This is a genomic window from Streptomyces corallincola, from assembly GCF_019104725.1.
GTDB lineage: Bacteria > Actinomycetota > Actinomycetes > Streptomycetales > Streptomycetaceae > Streptomyces > Streptomyces corallincola.
The window spans coordinates 160,914-178,285 of the sequence record NZ_JAHRXF010000005.1; the positions used below are offsets into that span (position 1 = coordinate 160,914).

14 protein-coding genes are annotated in these 17,372 nt (G+C 71.6%); 11 read left to right on the top strand and 3 right to left on the bottom strand.

The window, feature by feature from the left end; genetic code table 11:
• Positions 1-86 precede the first annotated feature (86 nt).
• The 7 genes from KUM39_RS06160 to KUM39_RS06190 are packed head-to-tail and all read left to right on the top strand — an operon-like array spanning position 87 to position 8,565.
• The gene (locus KUM39_RS06160) at positions 87-1,355 is read left to right on the top strand and encodes an extracellular solute-binding protein (RefSeq protein ID WP_217784365.1); all 1,269 of its coding nucleotides are present in this window, start codon (positions 87-89) and stop codon (positions 1,353-1,355) included.
• A gap of 9 nt (positions 1,356-1,364) precedes the next feature.
• Complete coding sequence (locus tag KUM39_RS06165; protein WP_217784366.1) at positions 1,365-2,327, top strand: carbohydrate ABC transporter permease; 963 nt, start codon at positions 1,365-1,367, stop codon at positions 2,325-2,327.
• Between the two features lies 1 nt (position 2,328).
• The gene (locus KUM39_RS06170; protein WP_217784367.1) at positions 2,329-3,231 is read left to right on the top strand and encodes a carbohydrate ABC transporter permease; all 903 of its coding nucleotides are present in this window, start codon (positions 2,329-2,331) and stop codon (positions 3,229-3,231) included.
• A gap of 6 nt (positions 3,232-3,237) precedes the next feature.
• A complete protein-coding gene (locus KUM39_RS06175) occupies positions 3,238-4,311 on the top strand; it encodes a glycoside hydrolase family 130 protein (RefSeq protein ID WP_217784368.1) in 1,074 nt (357 codons plus the stop codon).
• Complete coding sequence (locus tag KUM39_RS06180) at positions 4,308-5,588, top strand: Gfo/Idh/MocA family protein (RefSeq protein ID WP_217784369.1); 1,281 nt, start codon at positions 4,308-4,310, stop codon at positions 5,586-5,588. Before KUM39_RS06175 ends, KUM39_RS06180 begins: the two co-directional genes overlap by 4 nt.
• Complete coding sequence (locus KUM39_RS06185; RefSeq protein ID WP_217784370.1) at positions 5,585-7,192, top strand: glycoside hydrolase family 13 protein; 1,608 nt, start codon at positions 5,585-5,587, stop codon at positions 7,190-7,192. Before KUM39_RS06180 ends, KUM39_RS06185 begins: the two co-directional genes overlap by 4 nt.
• Positions 7,189-8,565 (top strand): phosphomannomutase/phosphoglucomutase, encoded by a 1,377-nt coding sequence (locus KUM39_RS06190; RefSeq protein ID WP_217784371.1) that lies wholly within the window; start codon positions 7,189-7,191, stop codon positions 8,563-8,565. The genes KUM39_RS06185 and KUM39_RS06190 overlap by 4 nt, the downstream gene beginning before the upstream one ends.
• A 108-nt stretch (positions 8,566-8,673) precedes the next feature.
• Here the strand turns inward: KUM39_RS06190 and KUM39_RS06195 are convergent, their stop codons facing one another.
• From KUM39_RS06195 to KUM39_RS06205, 3 genes are all read right to left on the bottom strand, one after another.
• Positions 8,674-9,891 (bottom strand): Nramp family divalent metal transporter, encoded by a 1,218-nt coding sequence (locus KUM39_RS06195; RefSeq protein ID WP_217784372.1) that lies wholly within the window; start codon positions 9,889-9,891, stop codon positions 8,674-8,676.
• Between the two features lie 61 nt (positions 9,892-9,952).
• Positions 9,953-10,996: a cupin domain-containing protein gene (locus tag KUM39_RS06200; protein ID WP_217784373.1), complete on the bottom strand. Its 1,044-nt coding sequence runs from the start codon at positions 10,994-10,996 to the stop codon at positions 9,953-9,955.
• A 116-nt stretch (positions 10,997-11,112) separates the two neighbouring features.
• On the bottom strand, positions 11,113-11,937 hold the full coding sequence (locus KUM39_RS06205; RefSeq protein WP_217784374.1) for a PrsW family intramembrane metalloprotease: 825 nt from the start codon (positions 11,935-11,937) through the stop codon (positions 11,113-11,115).
• A 228-nt stretch (positions 11,938-12,165) separates the two neighbouring features.
• Here KUM39_RS06205 and KUM39_RS06210 point away from each other — a divergent pair, with 228 nt between their 5' ends.
• The 4 genes from KUM39_RS06210 (at position 12,166) to KUM39_RS06225 (ending at position 17,253) form a co-directional block, all read left to right on the top strand.
• Positions 12,166-13,086: a LysR family transcriptional regulator gene (locus KUM39_RS06210; RefSeq protein WP_217784375.1), complete on the top strand. Its 921-nt coding sequence runs from the start codon at positions 12,166-12,168 to the stop codon at positions 13,084-13,086.
• A gap of 96 nt (positions 13,087-13,182) precedes the next feature.
• The gene (locus KUM39_RS06215; RefSeq protein WP_217784376.1) at positions 13,183-13,929 is read left to right on the top strand and encodes a YoaK family protein; all 747 of its coding nucleotides are present in this window, start codon (positions 13,183-13,185) and stop codon (positions 13,927-13,929) included.
• A 139-nt stretch (positions 13,930-14,068) separates the two neighbouring features.
• Complete coding sequence (locus KUM39_RS06220) at positions 14,069-15,655, top strand: Na+/H+ antiporter (RefSeq protein ID WP_217784377.1); 1,587 nt, start codon at positions 14,069-14,071, stop codon at positions 15,653-15,655.
• A 227-nt stretch (positions 15,656-15,882) separates the two neighbouring features.
• Positions 15,883-17,253, top strand: a complete 1,371-nt coding sequence (locus KUM39_RS06225; protein WP_372455713.1) for a lectin — start codon at positions 15,883-15,885, stop codon at positions 17,251-17,253.
• Positions 17,254-17,372: the final 119 nt, after the last annotated feature.

Sequence of the window (17,372 nt, forward strand, 5' to 3'; positions counted from 1 at the left end):
GCCCTGCTGATCCGAGCGCCCGGCCCGACCGGCGGCGGACGGCCGTGTCACCCCGTTGGAACCCACCCTCAGAAACGGAACCTCCAATGAAGAAGGCCCTCCTCGCCATGTTGCCGGTGGCCGCTCTCACGCTCACCGCGTGCGGCGGCAGCTCGGACAGCGGCGCCTCCAACAGCGCCCGGGGACCGATCACGATCTGGTACTCGAACAACGCGCAGGAGGTGTCCTGGGGCAAGAACATGGTGGCCGCCTGGAACGCCGCCCACCCCAAGGAGAAGGTCACCGCGCAGGAGATCCCCGCGGGCAAGAGCAGCGAAGAGGTCATCGGCGCGGCCATCACCGCGGGCAACGCGCCCTGCCTGGTGCTGAACACCGCCCCGGCCGCCGTCCCCGGCTTCCAGAAGCAGGGTGGTCTGGTCCCGCTGAACGACTTCCCCGACGGGGAGAAGTACCTCAAGGCCCGCGTCGGCAGCAAGCTGTCGCAGTACGCCTCGCCGGACGGCAAGATCTACCAGATGCCGTGGAAGAGCAACCCGGTGATGATCTTCTACAACAAGGACCTGTTCAAGAAGGCCGGTCTCGACCCGAACGACCCCAAGCTCTCGAACTACCAGGACTTCCTGGCCACCTCGAAGAAGCTGGTGGACAGCCACGCCGCCAAGGCCGCGATCTGGCCCGCGCCCAGCTCCGAGTTCTTCCAGTCCTGGTTCGACTACTACCCGCTGTTCGCCGCGCAGACCGGCAAGCAGCTCGTGGAGAACGGCAAGTCCACCTTCGACACCCCCGAGGGTCTGAAGGCCGCCCAGTTCTGGAAGACCATGTACGCCGACCACCTGGCGCCGAACGAGACGTACAACGGTGACTCGTTCGCCGACGGCAAGGCCGCGATGGCGATCGTCGGCCCGTGGGCCGTCTCCGTCTACGGCGACAAGGTCAACTGGGGCGCGGTGCCGGTCCCGACCGCCGACGGCTCCGCGGGCAAGGGCACCTTCAGCGACGAGAAGTCCATCGGCATGTACACCGCGTGCAAGAACCGCGGCACCGCCTGGGACGTCATGAAGTTCGCCACCAGCAAGGAGCAGGACGGCAAGCTGCTCGACGAGACCGGTCAGATGCCGATGCGCGACGACCTGACCGCCGCCTACCCGGCGTACTTCGCCTCGCACAAGCAGTACACCGAGTTCGCCAAGCAGGCCGCGCACACCGTCGAGGCGCCGAACGTGCCGAACTCGGTCGAGATCTGGCAGACCTTCCGCGACGCCTACTCCAAGGCCGTCATCTTCGGCAAGGGCGACCTGGCCACGACGATGAAGGACACGGCCGCCAAGATCGACAAGCTCGCGAACGGCCAGTGAGCAGCCGTCATGTCCGCAACCAGCCATGACACCCGAGGGTCCCGGCGCACCGCCGCCGGGACCCCGGCGGGGGCACCGGGGACCAAGCCGTCCCTGCGCGCACGCCTCGGCGGCCGGCAGCCCATCGGCATGCTGTTCGTCTCGCCGTACGTGGTCTACCTCGCCGCGATCTTCCTGTACCCGCTCGGCTTCGCCGTGTGGATGTCGTTCCACTCGTACTTCTTCGCCGCCCCCGGCGTCGAGGTGGCGCGTCCCTTCGTGGGGCTGGCCAACTACGAGGAGGTGCTGACCGACCCGGCCGTGTGGCGTTCGTTCCTGAACATCGCCGTCTTCCTGGTCATCAACGTGCCGCTGACGGTGGTCGGCTCGCTGGTGCTGGCGACCGCGCTGAACAAGAAGCTGCCGTTCCGGTCGTTCTTCCGTACCGCGTACTACATCCCGTACGTCACGGCGTCCGTCGCGGTCGTCGGTGTGTGGATGTTCCTGTTCAACTCCGGCGGCCTGGTCAACAGGGTGCTCGGATCGCTCGCCCCGGACCCGTCCTGGCTGGTCAACTCGCACCTGGCCATGCCGGTCGTGGCGGTCTTCGTCGCCTGGAAACAGCTCGGCTTCTTCGTCGTGCTCTACCTCTCGGCGCTCCAGAACGTGCCGAACGAGCTGTACGAGTCGGCCGCGATGGACGGCGCGGGCAGGCTGCGCACCTTCTGGTCGATCACCGTCCCGGCGGTCCGCCCGGCGACCCTGCTGGTGCTGATCCTCGCCACCATCACCGGCGCCAACCTGTTCACCGAGCCGTACCTGCTGACCAACGGCGGCGGCCCCGACGGGGCGACCACCTCGCCGGTGCTGCTCATGTACCAGCGCGGGCTCCAGCAGGGCCACCCCGACCAGGCGGCGGCCATCGGCGTGATCCTCGTCGTGCTGATCACCGCGATCTCGCTCATCTACCGCCGACTCGTGGAGAGGGACTGAGATGACCACCGACGTCACCGCCCGCCCCGGCGGGGAGCGGAAGAACGACGGCACCGCGCCCGAGCCCGCGAAGAAGGGCCCGCGCTCCATCGGTTCGCGGATCGCCCTGCTCATCGGCGCGTTCGCGTTCCTCTTCCCCTTCTACTACATGATCATCGGGTCGTTGCAGAAGGCGCCCGACTCCAGCCCGGCGGGAGCCTTCCCGCACCTGGACAACCTGTCGTTCCGCAACTACACCGCCATCGACTCCGCGATCTCGCTGGGCCGTTCGCTGGTCAACTCCGGCATCTTCACCGGCGGTGTCATCCTCTGCACCACGGTGTTCGGCCTGCTCGCCGGATACGCCCTGGCCCGGCTGCACTTCCGGGGGCGTGGTTCCACGTTCGCCCTGGTGCTGCTCGTCCAGGTCGTCCCGTTCCAGCTGCTGCTGATCCCGCTGTACGTGCTGATCGTGCGCGACTACGGGCTCGCCGACTCCTACCTCGGCATGATCCTGCCGTTCGCCATCAACAGCAGCGCGGTCTTCATCTTCCGGCAGTTCTTCCTGCAACTGCCGCCCGCGATGTTCGAGGCCGCCCGCATCGACGGCGCGAGCGAACTGCAGATCCTGTGGCGGATCGCGCTGCCGCTGTGCCGCCCCGCCCTGCTCTCCGTGGTGCTGCTCAGCTTCACCGGCCCCTGGAACGAGTTCCTCTGGCCGTTCCTGGTCACCAAGAAGCAGGAGATGGAGCCCCTCGCGGTCTCCCTCGCCAACTACATCAGCACCGTCTCCTCCAGCGCCGCCAACCCCTTCGGCGCCATCCTCGCCGGAGCCTGCGTGCTCGCCGCCCCCGCGGTCGCGCTCTACGTGATCTTCCAGCGGCACTTCACCTCCACCGACATCGACTCAGCGACGAAGGGCTGACTCCTCGTGTCCCACAGCACCACCACCCACGTCCCCTACACCCTCACCCGGGCCGGAGTGGTCATGTCGCCGCTGCCCGGCGAGGCCAACGAGGTCGAGGGTGTGCTCAACCCGGCCTCCGGCCGCACCCCCGACGGCACCCTGCACCTGCTGCCGCGCCTGGTCTCCGAGGGCAACGTCTCCCGCGTCGGCCTCGCCGAGGTCGTCCTCACCGACGGCGTCCCCTCCGGCGTCGAGCGCCGGGGCGTCGTCCTCGCCCCCGACGAGGGCTGGGAGCGCGGCAAGAACAACGCCGGTGTCGAGGACCCGCGCATCACCTGGATCGAATCGCTCGGCCGCCACGTCATGTCGTACGTCGCCTACGGCCCGCTCGGCCCCAAGCCGGCGCTCGCCGTCTCCGCCGACCTCGTGACCTGGGAGCGGCTCGGCCCGATCCAGTTCGCCTACCAGGCCGACCTGGACACCGACCTCAACCTGTTCCCGAACAAGGACGTCGTGCACTTCCCGGAGCCGGTCCCCGGCCCCGACGGCGAGCTGTACTACGCGATGCTGCACCGCCCGATGTGGGACCTCGGCTGGTTCCGCCCCGGCGAGGGCGTCCACCTCCCGGCCGGGATCACCGACGAGCGCCCCGGTATCTGGATCTCCTACGTCCCGGTGGACGAGGTGAAGCAGGACCTCTCCGCGCTGACCCGGCCGCGCCACCACCGCCTGGTCGCGCTCTCCGAGTACGACTGGGAGGCGCTGAAGATCGGCGCCGGTCCCGCCCCGATCCGCGTCGAGGAGGGCTGGCTGCTCATCCACCACGGCGTCTCCGGCACCATCGAGGACCCGTTCGCGCAGGTCCAGACCGTCAACTACGCGGCCGGTGCGATGATCCTCGACCCCGCCGACCCCTCCCGCGTGCTCGCCCGCACCGCCGAGCCGCTGATGGCCCCGGAGACCGAGGAGGAGCGTTCCGGCACCGTCCCGAACGTGGTCTTCCCGACCGCCGTCGAGGAGATCGACGGCGTCCGCTACGTCTTCTACGGCATGGCGGACGCGCACATCGGTGTGGCCCGGCTGGACCGCTCCGAGTGACCTCCGCACCTCCCGTACACGGCGTCGCGCTGGTCGGCTGCGGTGGCTTCGGCACCTTCGTGCTCGACGCCGTCCGCGATCTGCCCGGCCTGCGCGTCGCCGCGTGCGCCGACGCCGACCGGGGGCGGGCCGAGAAGCTCGCCGCCCGGTTCGGCGCCCCGGCGCACGGCGGCCTCGACGAGGTCTGCGCCCTGCCCGACGTGGACGTGGTCCTGCTGGCCACCCCGCCCGCCGCGCACGCCGACGCCTCCGTCACCGCGCTGCGCGCCGGAAAGCACGTCTTCTGCGAGAAGCCGATGGCGCTCACCGCCGCCGACGCCCGCCGCGTCGCCGCCGAGGCCGCCCGCGCCCCCGGCGTCTACCTCGTGGACCACGTGCTCCGCTACAACCCCGTACTGCGGCTGCTCCGGCGGCTCATGGACGAACAACTCCTCGACCCCGTACGGCGGTTCGCGTTCGAGAACGACGCCGCCGACGAGGATCTGCACCCCGGCCACTGGTTCTGGGACCCCGCGCACAGCGGCGGCATCCACATCGAGCACGGGGTGCACTTCTTCGACGCCGCCAACGCCCTGCTGGGCAGCGCCCCGACGACCGTGCAGGGCACGGACGTACGACGCGAGGACGGCGCGGTGTCCGGTGGGGGCACGGTGTCCGGTGGGGGAGTGGTGGACATCGTGGTGGCCACCGCCGTCCACCCCGGCGGTGCCGTCGCCACCCACACCCACTCCTTCACCCACGCCCACCGCGCCGAGCGCCAGCTCATGCGCCTGGACCACGGGTTCGCGGAGGCGCGCGTCACCGGCTGGATACCGGTCCACGCCACCGTCACCGCCTGGACCGACGACGAGGGCGCCGCCCGCTGGGAGCGACTGCCGTCGCGGGCGCAGGAGTTGCTGGCCGTGCCCGGACTGCGCCCGCACGGCGGGGAGTCGGTCACCGTGCGGGTCGCCCGCGACGCCGGGTCCGCCGCGCCCGCGCGCGGCCGGGGCGTCAGCCGCACCGTCCCGCACCGCGTGGACTGCGTGATCGACCTCGGCGGCGAGGCCGCCAAGCAGCAGGTGTACGCCGAGAGCGTGCGCGCCGCCCTGACCGACCTGCTGCACTGCGCCACCCACGGCGGCACCCCCGCCGCCGGGGCGGAGAGCGGCCTGCTGGCCGTCGCCGTCGCGGAGGCCGCGACCCGCGCCGGACACACCGGCACCACCGTCGCGCTCACCGACGTCCTGCCCGCCGCCGAGGACCTGTCGCCCGCCGCCGAGGGAGAGAGCCGATGACGCGCGCCTGGTGGCGGGACGCCGTCACCTACGAGATCTACCCCCGCGCCTTCGCGGACGGGAACGGCGACGGCGTGGGCGACCTGCCCGGCGCCACCGCCCGCCTCGGCCACCTCGCCCACCTCGGTGTGGACTCCGTGTGGATCACCCCGTTCTACCCCTCGCCCCTCGCGGACGGCGGGTACGACATCGCGGACCACACCGGGGTCGCCGCCGACCTCGGCACGCCCGCCGACTTCGACGCCCTGGTCACCGCGGCGCACGCCCTCGGGCTCAAGGTGCTCGTGGACGTGGTCCCCAACCACACCTCCGACCACCACCCCTGGTTCCAGCGGGCGTTGAAGGACGGCGCGGCCCGCGACCGGTACCTGTTCCGGCCCGGCCGGGGTACGCACGGCGAACTCCCGCCCAACGACTGGCAGTCGGCGTTCGGCGGCCCCGCCTGGACCCGGATCACCGAACCGGACGGCACCCCGGGACCCTGGTACCTGCACCTGCACGCACCCGAGCAGCCGGACCTCGACTGGCGCCATCCCGAGGTGGTCTCGGACTTCGAGCGGATTCTCGTCCACTGGCTGGACCGGGGTGTGGACGGCTTCCGGGTGGACGTGGCGCACGCCCTCTTCAAGGCCGACGGCCTGCCCGACGCGGGCCCCGGCCAGCACCGGGACGCGCACCGCAACCACCTGATGCCGTACTACGACCAGCCCGAACTGCACCCGCTGTTCCGCACCTGGCGCACCCTGCTCGACGAACACCCCGCACCCGCCGGGGCCGTCGCCCCGCGCGAGCGGGTGTTGGTGGCCGAGGCGGGCATCTTCGACCGCGAGCGCCTCGCCCGCTACGTCGCACCCGGTGAGATGCAGCAGATCTTCAACTTCGCCTTCCTGGAATGCCCTTGGGACGGCAGGGCGATGCGCGAGGTCGTCGAGCGGTCCGCGCAGGGCATGGCCGCCGTCGGCGCCCCGGTCACCTGGGTGCTCTCCAGCCACGACGCCGTCCGCCCCGTCACCCGGTACGGCGGCGGCCCCACCGGCGCCCGGCGCGCCCGCGCCGCCGCCCTGCTGATGCTCGCCCTGCCCGGCGCCGCCTACGTCTACCAGGGCGAGGAACTCGGGCTGCCGCAGGCCCACGTCCCCGACGACCGCATCCAGGACCCGCAGTGGGAACGCTCCGGGCACACCGAACGCGGACGCGACGGCTGCCGGGTCCCGCTCCCCTGGAAGGGCACCGAACCCCCGTACGGATTCGGGGAGTCGGCGCCCGGGGCGTGCTGGTTCCCGCAGCCCGCCGACTGGGCCGCGTACACCGTGGCGGAGCAGGACGGCGACCCGGACTCCATGCTCACCCTCTACCGGATCGCGCTGCGCGCCCGCCGCGCCCACCCCGCCGCCGACGGGCCGCCGCGCGTCGAAGGCCCCGCCGACGGCTCCTGGTTCGCCGTCGCCCGCTCCGACGAGCTGACCTGCCTCGTCAACTTCGGTACGGAGGCAGTGGAGTTGGACGCCTCCGCCGAGGTCGTACTCGCCAGTGCCCCGCTCGACGGCCGCCGCGTCCCCACCGACACGGCCGTCTGGATCACCCCCAAGGAGAAGCAGCAGTGAACGACGGAACGGGCCCCGACCTGTCCGCCCTCGTCAAGGCGTACGACGTACGGGGCGTGGTCCCCGACCAGTTCGACGAGGAGCTGGCCCGGCTGTTCGGCGCCGCCTTCGTCACCGTGACCGGCGCGACCGCCATCGTCACCGGCCACGACATGCGCGACAGCTCGCCCGGCCTCGCCCGCGCCTTCGCCGAGGGCGCCGCCGCCCAAGGCGCCGACGTCACCGAGACCGGGCTGTGCTCCACCGACGGGCTGTACTTCGCCAGCGGCCTGCTCGGCCTGCCCGGCGCCATGTTCACCGCCTCCCACAACCCGGCGCGGTACAACGGCATCAAGCTGTGCCGGGCGGGCGCGGCGCCGGTCGGCCAGGACACCGGGCTCGCGGAGATCCGGACCCTGGTCGAGCGCTGGTCCGGCGGCGCACCGCTGCCCGCGCCCGCCCGCGCGCCCGGCACCCGCACCTCCCGCGATCTGCTGGACGCCTACGCCGGGCACCTGCTCGGCCTGGTGGACGTGTCCGCCGTACGCCCGCTGAAGATCGTCGTGGACGCGGGTAACGGGATGAGCGGCCTCACCGTCCCGGCCGTGTTCCGGGACGTGCCGGTGGACATCGTGCCGCTCTACTTCGAGCTGGACGGCACCTTCCCCCACCACGAGGCCAACCCGCTGGACCCGAAGAACATCGTGGACCTCCAGCACGCGGTGCGCGCCGAGGGCGCCGATCTCGGGCTGGCCTTCGACGGGGACGCCGACCGGTGCTTCGTGGTGGACGAGCGCGGCGAGGCGGTGTCGCCGTCCGCGATCACCGCGCTCATCGCCGCCCGGCTGCTCGCGGGAGACCCCGGCGCGACCGTGCTGCACAACCTGATCACCTCGGCCGCCGTGCCCGACGTGATCCGCGAGCACGGCGGCACCCCGGTGCGCACCCGCGTCGGCCACTCCTTCATCAAGGCCGAGATGAGCCGCACCGGCGCCGTCTTCGGCGGCGAGCACTCCGCGCACTACTACTTCAAGGACTTCTGGAACGCCGACACCGGCATGCTCGCCGCCCTGCACGTCATCGCCGAACTCGGCGGCCAGGACGCCCCGTTGTCCGCGCTGGTCGCCCAGTACGAGCGGTATGCGGCCTCCGGTGAGATCAACAGCACCGTCACCGACCAGGCGGCCACCGTCGCCGTCGTACGGGAGGCGTTCGCCGGGCGCCCCGGCGTCAGCGCCGACGAACTCGACGGACTGACCGTCACCGGTGACGGCTGGTGGTTCAACCTCCGCCCCTCCAACACCGAACCGCTGCTGCGGCTCAACGTGGAGGCCCCGGACCGGGCGGCCGTGACCGCGCTGCGGGACGAGGTGCTGGCCCTGGTCCGCGCCTGAGCCGACCGCCCCGGGGACCCGTACGGGACCTGACGCGCCACGGGACCTGACGGCCGTACCGCGTCAGGTCTCGTACGCATGTGTCCCCGCGTGTGGAGCGGCCCGCGCTCAGCCCGGCAGCAGCAACTGCCCCAGCAGCGCCAGGTCCAGGCCGATCACCGCGACCGTGGCGACGCCCATCACGCCGGTCAGCGCAAGGGAGTTGGCGGCCCGGCCCATGAGCCTGCGGGACGAGGTCGCCAACAGCAGCGGGATCAGCACCAGCGGCAGGCCGATGGCCAGCACCGCCTGGCTCATGATCAGCATCTGCACGGGTGAGACCCCGACCGCCAGCAGCACCACGGCGGGCAGCACGGTCGCGCAGCGCCGTACCGAGGCGGGGATACGGCGGCGCAGCAGGCCGCTGGTGACCACGGCGCCCGCCTGGGTGCCGACCGCCGTCGAGGTCAGCCCGCTCACCAGCAGCGCCACCAGGAACGCGGTCTGCGCGGCCGGGCCGATCCGGGCGGCCACGTCGGAGGCGATCCCGGAGAAGTCGTCCCCCGCCGAACCACGCAGCGCGCCCGCCCCGACCAGCAGCATCACCGCGTTGGTCGTGCCCGCCAGCAGCATGGCCAGCCCCACGTCGATGCGGTGCGCGCCCAGGCTGCGGTAGCCGCGCGCGCAGGCGCTGTGCACGTGCACGGCGTGCGGCATGATCGTCGCGCCGACGATGCCCGCCGCGAGCAGTACCGCGTCACTGCCCTTCAGGGTCGGCACCAGACCGCTGCCCAGCTCCCCGACACCGGGCGGCCGGGCGAACAGGCAGATCAGGAACGCGGCCGCGATGATCACCAGCGAGGCCAGCGACACCCCTTGCAGGAAGCGGTCGCCGAGCCGGTCGCCCACCGCCAGCAGCAGCGCGCCCACCCCGGCCGCGACCAGCCCGCCCACCGGCAGCGGCACCCCGAACAGCAGGTGCAACGCGATGGCGGCGCCCACCACTTCGGCCAGGTCGGTGGCGATGGACACGCCCTCCGCCTGCACCCAGTAGGCCAGCCGGAACGGCCGCGAGGTGTGCCCCGCGATGAGCTGCGGCAGGCTCCGCCCGGTGGTCGAACCCAGCTTGGCCGCCAGGTACTGCACCGGCCCCGCGACCACGGTGGCCAGCACCACCACCCACAGCAGCGCCGTGCCGTAGGTGGCGCCCGCCGTCACGTTGGTGACGACGTTGCCGGGATCGACGTAGGCGATGGCCGCGACGAAGGCGGGGCCCAGGCGACGCAGCAAGCCGGTCGCCGGGACCCCGCCCCGAGGGCCCGCCGGAAGGGTGCGGACGGTGGTCACCGGCCACGCCCCTCCGGCCGCCGCACACGGGACGCGGACGTCCCGCCGGGCGTCACCCGCGTCATTCCGTGGCACCCACGGGGTTGATCCGCTTCACGATCAGCGGGTCCGCCGGGGTGAACGGGAACTCCGGCAGCTCGCGCTCCGGCATGTTGAACGTGCCCGCCAGCACCTCGCGGGAGAACGTCGTCGCCGTCGCCCGGTAGCCGATGTCACCCGGCGTGGGCTGGTCGAAGAAGATGAGGAAGTGGAACCCCTCGTCGCCCAGCACCTCGATGTGGTGCGGGTAGGCACGCGGGATGAAGTACACGTCCCCCTCGTGCAGTTCGTACTCCCCGACCTCGACGTCCGGGCTCAGCACCCGCATCTTGGCCGCGCCCTTGGCGACGTAGCCCATCTCGCCGGTCACCGGGTGCCAGTGCGGCTCGCGCATGCCGTCTTCCTTGATGCGCAGCGAGTACATGGAGATGTCGTCCAGCGCCGCCCAGAACTGCTTGCGGGCCAGGTGCGCCGCGCCGTACGCGTAGGACAGCGGCGCGTTCTGCCCCTCCACGTTGAACAGGTGGGCGTTGGGCATCCGCTGCGTCGCGTCCACCTGGACACTGCCGCGCCGGGCGAAGATCTCCTCGGCGGGCGACCGCTCGAAGGCGGCGAACGCCGAGCTGGGCAGGTCGTAGGTGTTGGCGAGGACCGGGTTGGTCATCGCGTTGAGGCTGTCGCGCAGCGAGAAGTGCTGCGGGAGCTCGCTGCGGAGCGCGACGATGATCTCCGCGTCCACCGAGCCGAGGTTCTCGATGTGGTACACCGCGCCGGACTCGACGTGGTACATCTGCCCCTGACCGGCGACGAACGAGGCACGCTCACCGGCGTTGGCGAGCATCGTCACCAGGACCTCGCCGCTGATCACGTAGGCGATCTGGTTGGCGTTGACGTTCCACTGCGGTTCGCGGATCGCTCCCGGCGCCAGGATGATCCTCTTGATGGAGAGCCGCTTGAGGATGTCCAGGTGCCTGGCATCGACCACCTGGACGCTTCCGAGGTCGTTCTGGAAGGTCGGCTCGGTCTTGTGCAGGGAGACCCAGTAGGGCGACTGTGCAGACATCATTCCCCTTGCCGGTTTCGATGAAGCTCGCATCCGGACGGTCCCCGAGTTCCCAACCGAACCTGTCACGGTGCACGTTGAGGCAACAGTCGAATGCGACCAAATGGGTGAATTTCGGATCAGTGCGTTGGATTCTCCGCCAGCCCGCGCCGAGGGGCCAGTCGGCGGGTCGCGGCGATCAGCAGGGAGAGGCTGATGGCGGCCAGCACGATGTAGGAGACATCGGTGTCGAAGCTGTCCCAGGCCGTGTGCAGGGCCACCGCGACGGCGTACACCAGCACGAACAGCCCCACGGAGCGGCGGTTCCAGCCCCGCGCGGCGGCGTTCCACAGCGCGGCGGCCGTCAGACCCGTCCACGCCATGTGCGCGGCCGGGCTCAACAGGCCCCGGACGACCAGCAGATGGTCCACGGCCGACAGGTCGCCGCCCGAGCGGATCAGCTCGACGAAGGCGTAGCCCATCGTCTCGAACGCGGCGAACCCCGCGCCCGAGGCGACCCCCACCAGCAGCCCGTCGCCGGGATGCCGGTCCCGGATCACGAGCAGCAGCAGCGCCGGGACGATGAGCTTGGCCGCCTCCTCGATGATCCCGACCGCGATCATGGGCGTCACGTCGAGCAGCAGCAGGGTGCGGTACTCCAGCACACCGGCCGTGGCGACGCCGATGGCACCGCCGACGATCGCCGTACCGGCCACCGTGCCGAGCCCCACCCCGAAGTCCAGCCGCCGGCCCGCCACGAACGCGACGAACGCGGCCGGGATCAGCGCCGCGCCGAAGAAGAGGAGCGCGGGCACCAGATTCGGGTTGTTCGTGGAGATCAGGGCCGCGTGGATGGCCCAGAACAGCAGCAGTCCGACGGCGAGGACGGCGAGCCACCCCCACCGGCGGCCGGCACGGACCAGTGGACCGTCGGGGGCGCGAGCGGTCTCAGCCGCGAAGGTCACGGACACGGTTCCTCCCTCTCTCCGAACGTGCTCGTCGAACGTGCGCGTCGAAAACTGCGTGTGACCACAGCCTGGTGGAGGGGACGTACGTCACACATCGGTCAAGTGACTGGCCGCCGTATCCGGCGGATCGGTCGGCGCGATGGTTGAATCGACCGCCGCCGGGCGCCAGGTCCCGGCCCGCACGCCCATCACCAGCGGTTACGTCCGATGACGGAGGGAGTTCCCGTGGAACTGCGTCACCTCAAGTACTTCGTCGCCGTCGCCGACCAGCACAGCTTCACCCGGGCCGCCGCGCGCTGCTTCGTCGCGCAGTCCGCGCTCAGCCAGCAGATCGCCCGGCTGGAGAAGGAGGTGGGCTCCCCGCTGTTCAGCCGGAGCAGCCGCTCGGTGCGGCTCACCGCCGCCGGGGAACTCCTGCTGCCGCTGGCCCGCCGCATCCTGGCCGACGTGGACAACGCGCAGGCCGCGCTGGACGCCCTCGGCGGGCTGCGGCACGGACGGCTGCGGCTCGGCCTGGCGCAGACCGCCGTCTCCGACCTGGACATGGTCGAGGTCATGGCGGAGTACCACGCCCGCCACCCCGGCATCCACTTCTCCGTCACCAACGCGCCCAGCTACGAGATGGCCGCCTCGGTCGTCGCGGGCGAACTGGACCTGGCCGTCGTCGGCCTCGGACCCCGCCAGCTCCCCGAGGGGCTGCGCCACCGGCTGCTCGGCAGCGACCCGCTGGTCGCCGTCGTCCCGCACGACCACCCCCTCGCCGGTCACCGGGAGATCAGCCTCACCGAACTGCCCGCCGACCGGCCCCTCATCCAGTTCCTCCAGGGCTCCGGGCTGCGCCGCCAGGTCGAGGCCGCCTTCGCCCGGGCCGGTGTCGAGGCGGGCCAGCACTTCGAGATCGGCCGGGTCAGCGACATGGTCCGGCTGGCCGCGCGCGGTGTCGGCGTCACCGTCGTCCCCCGCTCCTCGCTCGGCCCGAGCGGTCCGCCCGAGGGCGCGCGGGCACTGCGCCTCGACGACGAGGAGGCGTGGCACAACCTGTACGTGGTCTACGACGAAGGACGCCTCGCCCCGGCGGCGGCCGCCTTCCTGGACCTGCTGGAATCCCCCGCGGCAGCCGGGCCCGGTCACCATCCATCTGTTTGACCGATCGCTGCGGCCGTATCCATATGTTGGACCGCTGATCGTGCGCGGGCCATGCTGGAGGAGGAGATGCCCCCTCTGTCCTGGAACGGAACTGTGATGGCGATCGACACCCGGCACGTCATGCTGCGCGAGGCATGGGCCACCGTGGTCCCCGACCCGCGCGACCGGCACGGTCCGCTGCCGCCGGTCATGCTGGCGATGACCGTGGTCACCGGACTGGTGGACGCCTTCAGCTTCCTCGGCCTCGGCCATGTGTTCGTCGCCAACATGACGGGCAACGTGATCTTCTCCGGCTTCGCGCTCGCCGGGGCCTCCGGGTTCGTCCCGGCCGCCTCGCTCGCGGCCCTCGCCGCGTTCGCCACCGGTGCCTTCCTCGGTGGGCGTACGGCTCACCGCTTCCGGGGCCACCGGGGACGCGTGCTGCACCAGGCGCTGGTCCTGGAGACGGTCCTGGTCGTCGCCGCCTTCGTCGTCGCGGCCGTGGCCGACCCCGCGCACCCGGTGCCGCGCTTCGTCCTGATCGCCCTGCTCGGCGTCGCGCTGGGCGGACAGAACGCCACCGCCCGCGCCCTCGCGGTCCCCGACCTGACCACCACCGTGCTGACCCTCACCATCACCGGCATGGCCTCCGACAACCGGGCCGCCGGGGGCAGGGGCGCCCGCTCCGGACGGCGCCTGCTCTCCGTCGCGTGCCTCTTCGCGGGCGGGGTGGGCGGCGCCGAGGCCGTCCTGCACGGGTACGCCGCGCTGCCTCTGCTGCTCGCCGCCGTCCTGCTCGCCACGGTCACCCTGATCTCCTTCCGGCTGAACCGCTCGCAGGCCGGGTGGACGGCTCCGCTGTAGAAGTCCCGCCTTCCCCGGCGGAGGCCCGCCGGGGTGTCCTCGCCGGTCGGCGGACATGTCGTAGCGTGCGAGTTCTTCCCGCGCGGGTAGGAGAGCGCGCGGGGAGAGTCCCCGTCCGCCGCCGCCCCCGGAGTGCACCGTGCTCGGTCTCGAACTCGTCGTACTGCTCGGCTTCGCGGCCCTGCTCGGCAACGCGGGAGCCAAGCGGTTCCGGATCGCACCGCCCGTCGTGCTGCTCGCCGCGGGCATCCTGCTCGGGTTCGTCCCCGCGCTGCGCCAGGTCCAGCTGCCCTCCGACGTCGTCCTGCTGCTGTTCCTGCCGGTGCTGCTCTACTGGGAGAGTCTGAACACCTCGCTGCGCGAGATCCGGGTCAACCTGCGGGGCATCGTGCTGCTCAGCACCACCCTGGTCATCGGCACCGCCGCCGCCGTCGCGGTCACCGCGCACGCCCTCGGCCTGCCGTGGGGGCCCGCCTGGGTGCTCGGCGCGGCCGTCGCCCCCACCGACGCGACGGCCGTCGGGGTCGTCGGCCGCCTGCTGCCGCGCCGCCAGGTCACCGTGCTGCGCGCCGAGAGCCTCGTCAACGACGGCACCGCCCTGGTCGTGTACGGCGTCGCCGTCGGCATCACCGTCGGCCAGGAGCACCTGGAGGCGCTCCACATCAGCTGGCTGTTCGTCCGGGCCTACCTCGGCGGCGCGCTGGTCGGCGCCGCCGTCGCCGGGGGCGCCGTGTGGGTGCGACGGCGCATCAAGGAGGACCCGCTGCACGGGCAGGTCCTGATGCTGCTGGTGCCGTTCACCACCTACCTGATCGCGCAGGAGATCGGCGCCTCCGGGGTCGTCGCGGTCGTCGTGTGCGGGCTGATCATGAGCCAGGTCGCGCCCCGCGTGGTCCGCGCCGACATGCGGCTCCAGGCCAACGCCTTCTGGACGGTGGCCACCTATCTCCTCAACGGCGCCCTGTTCGTACTCGTCGGACTCGAACTCCACTCCTCCGTCAGGACGTTGTCCGACGCCGACCTGCCCCGCGCGATCCTCATCACGGTCGCCGTCACCGCCGTGCTCGTCGCCGCCCGGCTCTCCCACCTCTTCGGCAGCGCCTACCTGATCCGCGCCCTCGACCGGCGCCCCAAGCAACTCCTGCTCCGGGTCAGCAACCGGTCCCGCGTGGTCAGCGGACTGTGCGGGTTCCGGGGCGCGGTGTCGCTGGCCGCCGCCCTCGCCGTACCGCTCCAGGTCGGCTCCGGGGCGCCGTTCCCCGGCCGGGCCGTCATCGTGTTCGTCACCGGCGGCGTGATCGTGCTGACCCTGCTCCAGGGGCTGGTGCTGCCCGCCGTGGTGCGCTGGGCGCGGCTGCCGCACGACACCTCCGTCGAACAGGAACGCCGGCTCGCCGAGAACATCGCCACCCAGGAGGCGCTGAACGCGCTGCCCCGGCTCGCCGACGAACTCGGAGTCGGCGACGACGTGGCCGACCGCCTGAGGGTGGAGTACGACAAGCACCTGGCGTTCATCCGGGCCCGCGCGGACGGCGACGAGGAACACCCCGCGCTGCGCCAGGAACAGCAGTACCGGCGGCTCCGCCAGGCGCTCGTCGCCACCAAGCGGCTCACCCTGATCCGGCTCCGCGACGAACGGCGCATCGACGACACGGTGTTGCGGCACCTCATGTCGCAACTCGACATCGAGGACGTGAGCCTGGCGTCCCGGCAGGCGACGGACTGAGCACGCTCCGCACCGCCCCCAGGCAGGGGCGGTGGTGAGCGCACGGCGCCGCGAAGAACTTTTCTCGGTTCTTACTTCACGCCTTGACGGAGCTGGTCCATACCTTTAGCTTCAGCGGTCGGACCCGCCCCACGAGTCCGATCGGCGTTCACTTTGTGAACGCACGGTCCCGCACGCCGACCGGTTGTAGTTCCCCCACGAAAGGCCACACCGTTGTGACCAGGTCTTTGCGTTCCACAGCCGCGTACACCCTGTGTATAACAGCGCTCACCTTTTCCGCCTCCCTGATCGCCCCCGCCACCGCCTCCGCCGCCACCGGCACCATCACCGGCCTCAGCGGCAAGTGCCTCGACGTGGCGGGCGCGAGCAGCGCCAACGGCACCGCCGTACAGCTCTACGACTGCAACGGCACCGCCGCCCAGCAGTGGACCGTCGGCACCGACGGCACCGTCCGCGCCCTCGGCAAGTGCCTCGACGTGACCGGCAATTCGGCCGCCGACGGAGCCAAGCTCCAGCTCTGGGACTGCGTGGGCGGCGCCAACCAGCGCTGGACCGCCTCCGGGGGCAGCCTCGTCAGCGCGCTCAGCGGCAAGTGCGCCGACGTCACCGGCAACACCGCCGCCAACTCCACGCCCGTACAGATCTGGAGCTGCACCGGGGCCGCCAACCAGAAGTGGACCGTGCCCGCGGCGGGCGGGACCGGCGGTGGCGGTGGTGGCGGCACCGCCGCGCCGATGGCCGTGGCGCCGTACCTCTACAACGGCTGGGGCAGCCCGCCCAACCCCACCACCGTCATGAACGCGACCGGCGTCAAGTGGTTCACGCTCGCGTTCGTGCTCAGCAACGGGTACTGCAACCCCCAGTGGGACGGCGGGCGTTCGCTCACCGGCGGGGTGGACCAGCAGACCATCAACACCGTCCGTTCCAACGGCGGCGACGTCATCCCGTCCTTCGGCGGCTACAGCGGCAACAAGCTGGAGAGCTCCTGCAACAGCGCGGGTGAACTCGCGGGCGCCTACCAGAAGGTGATCAGCGCCTACGGGCTGAAGGCCATCGACATCGACATCGAGGCCGACGCCTACAGCAACCCGACCGTCCAGCAGCGCACCGTGGACGCGCTGAAGACCGTCAAGGCCAACAACCCCGGCCTGAAGGTCTACGTCACCATCGGCACCAACACCAACGGCCCCGACACCAGCCTCATCAACCGGGCCGCCAACTCCGGTCTGAGCGTGGACAGCTGGACCATCATGCCGTTCGACTTCGGCGGCGCCGGGCAGAACATGGGCAACCTCACCATCTCCGCCGCCGAGGGTCTGAAGAACGCGTTGAAGAACGCCTACCGCTACAGCGACGACCAGGCGTACCGGGGCATGGGCATCTCGTCCATGAACGGCATCACCGACAACAACGAGACGGTCACGGTCAACGACTTCCGGACCATCCTCGGCTACGCCCAGCAGCACCACCTGGCGCGGCTGACCTTCTGGTCCGTCAACCGCGACCGGCCCTGCACCAGCGGGGTCGCGGACAGCTGCTCCGGCGTCGGCCAGGGCGACTGGGACTACACCCGCGTGTTCGCGCAGTACACCGGCTGACCACCGGCGTACCCGCGGCGCACGCCGTAGCGGCGGGCGGCCGGTCCGGCCGGGCAGGCACCGGCCGGACCGCCCCCGCCGCCGGGCGGCACACCCCCCCGTTCCTCCACCCCCCCTTT

Excerpts from the sequence above, each read along its gene's own strand:
- KUM39_RS06160 (WP_217784365.1), top strand. The coding sequence starts at position 87 with ATGAAGAAGGCCCTCCTCGCCATGTTGCCGGTGGCCGCTCTCACGCTC.
- KUM39_RS06170 (WP_217784367.1), top strand. The coding sequence starts at position 2,329 with ATGACCACCGACGTCACCGCCCGCCCCGGCGGGGAGCGGAAGAACGAC.
- KUM39_RS06200 (WP_217784373.1), bottom strand. The coding sequence starts at position 10,996 with ATGATGTCTGCACAGTCGCCCTACTGGGTCTCCCTGCACAAGACCGAG.
- KUM39_RS06185 (WP_217784370.1), top strand. The coding sequence starts at position 5,585 with ATGACGCGCGCCTGGTGGCGGGACGCCGTCACCTACGAGATCTACCCC.
- KUM39_RS06165 (WP_217784366.1), top strand. The coding sequence starts at position 1,365 with ATGTCCGCAACCAGCCATGACACCCGAGGGTCCCGGCGCACCGCCGCC.
- KUM39_RS06215 (WP_217784376.1), top strand. The coding sequence starts at position 13,183 with ATGGCGATCGACACCCGGCACGTCATGCTGCGCGAGGCATGGGCCACC.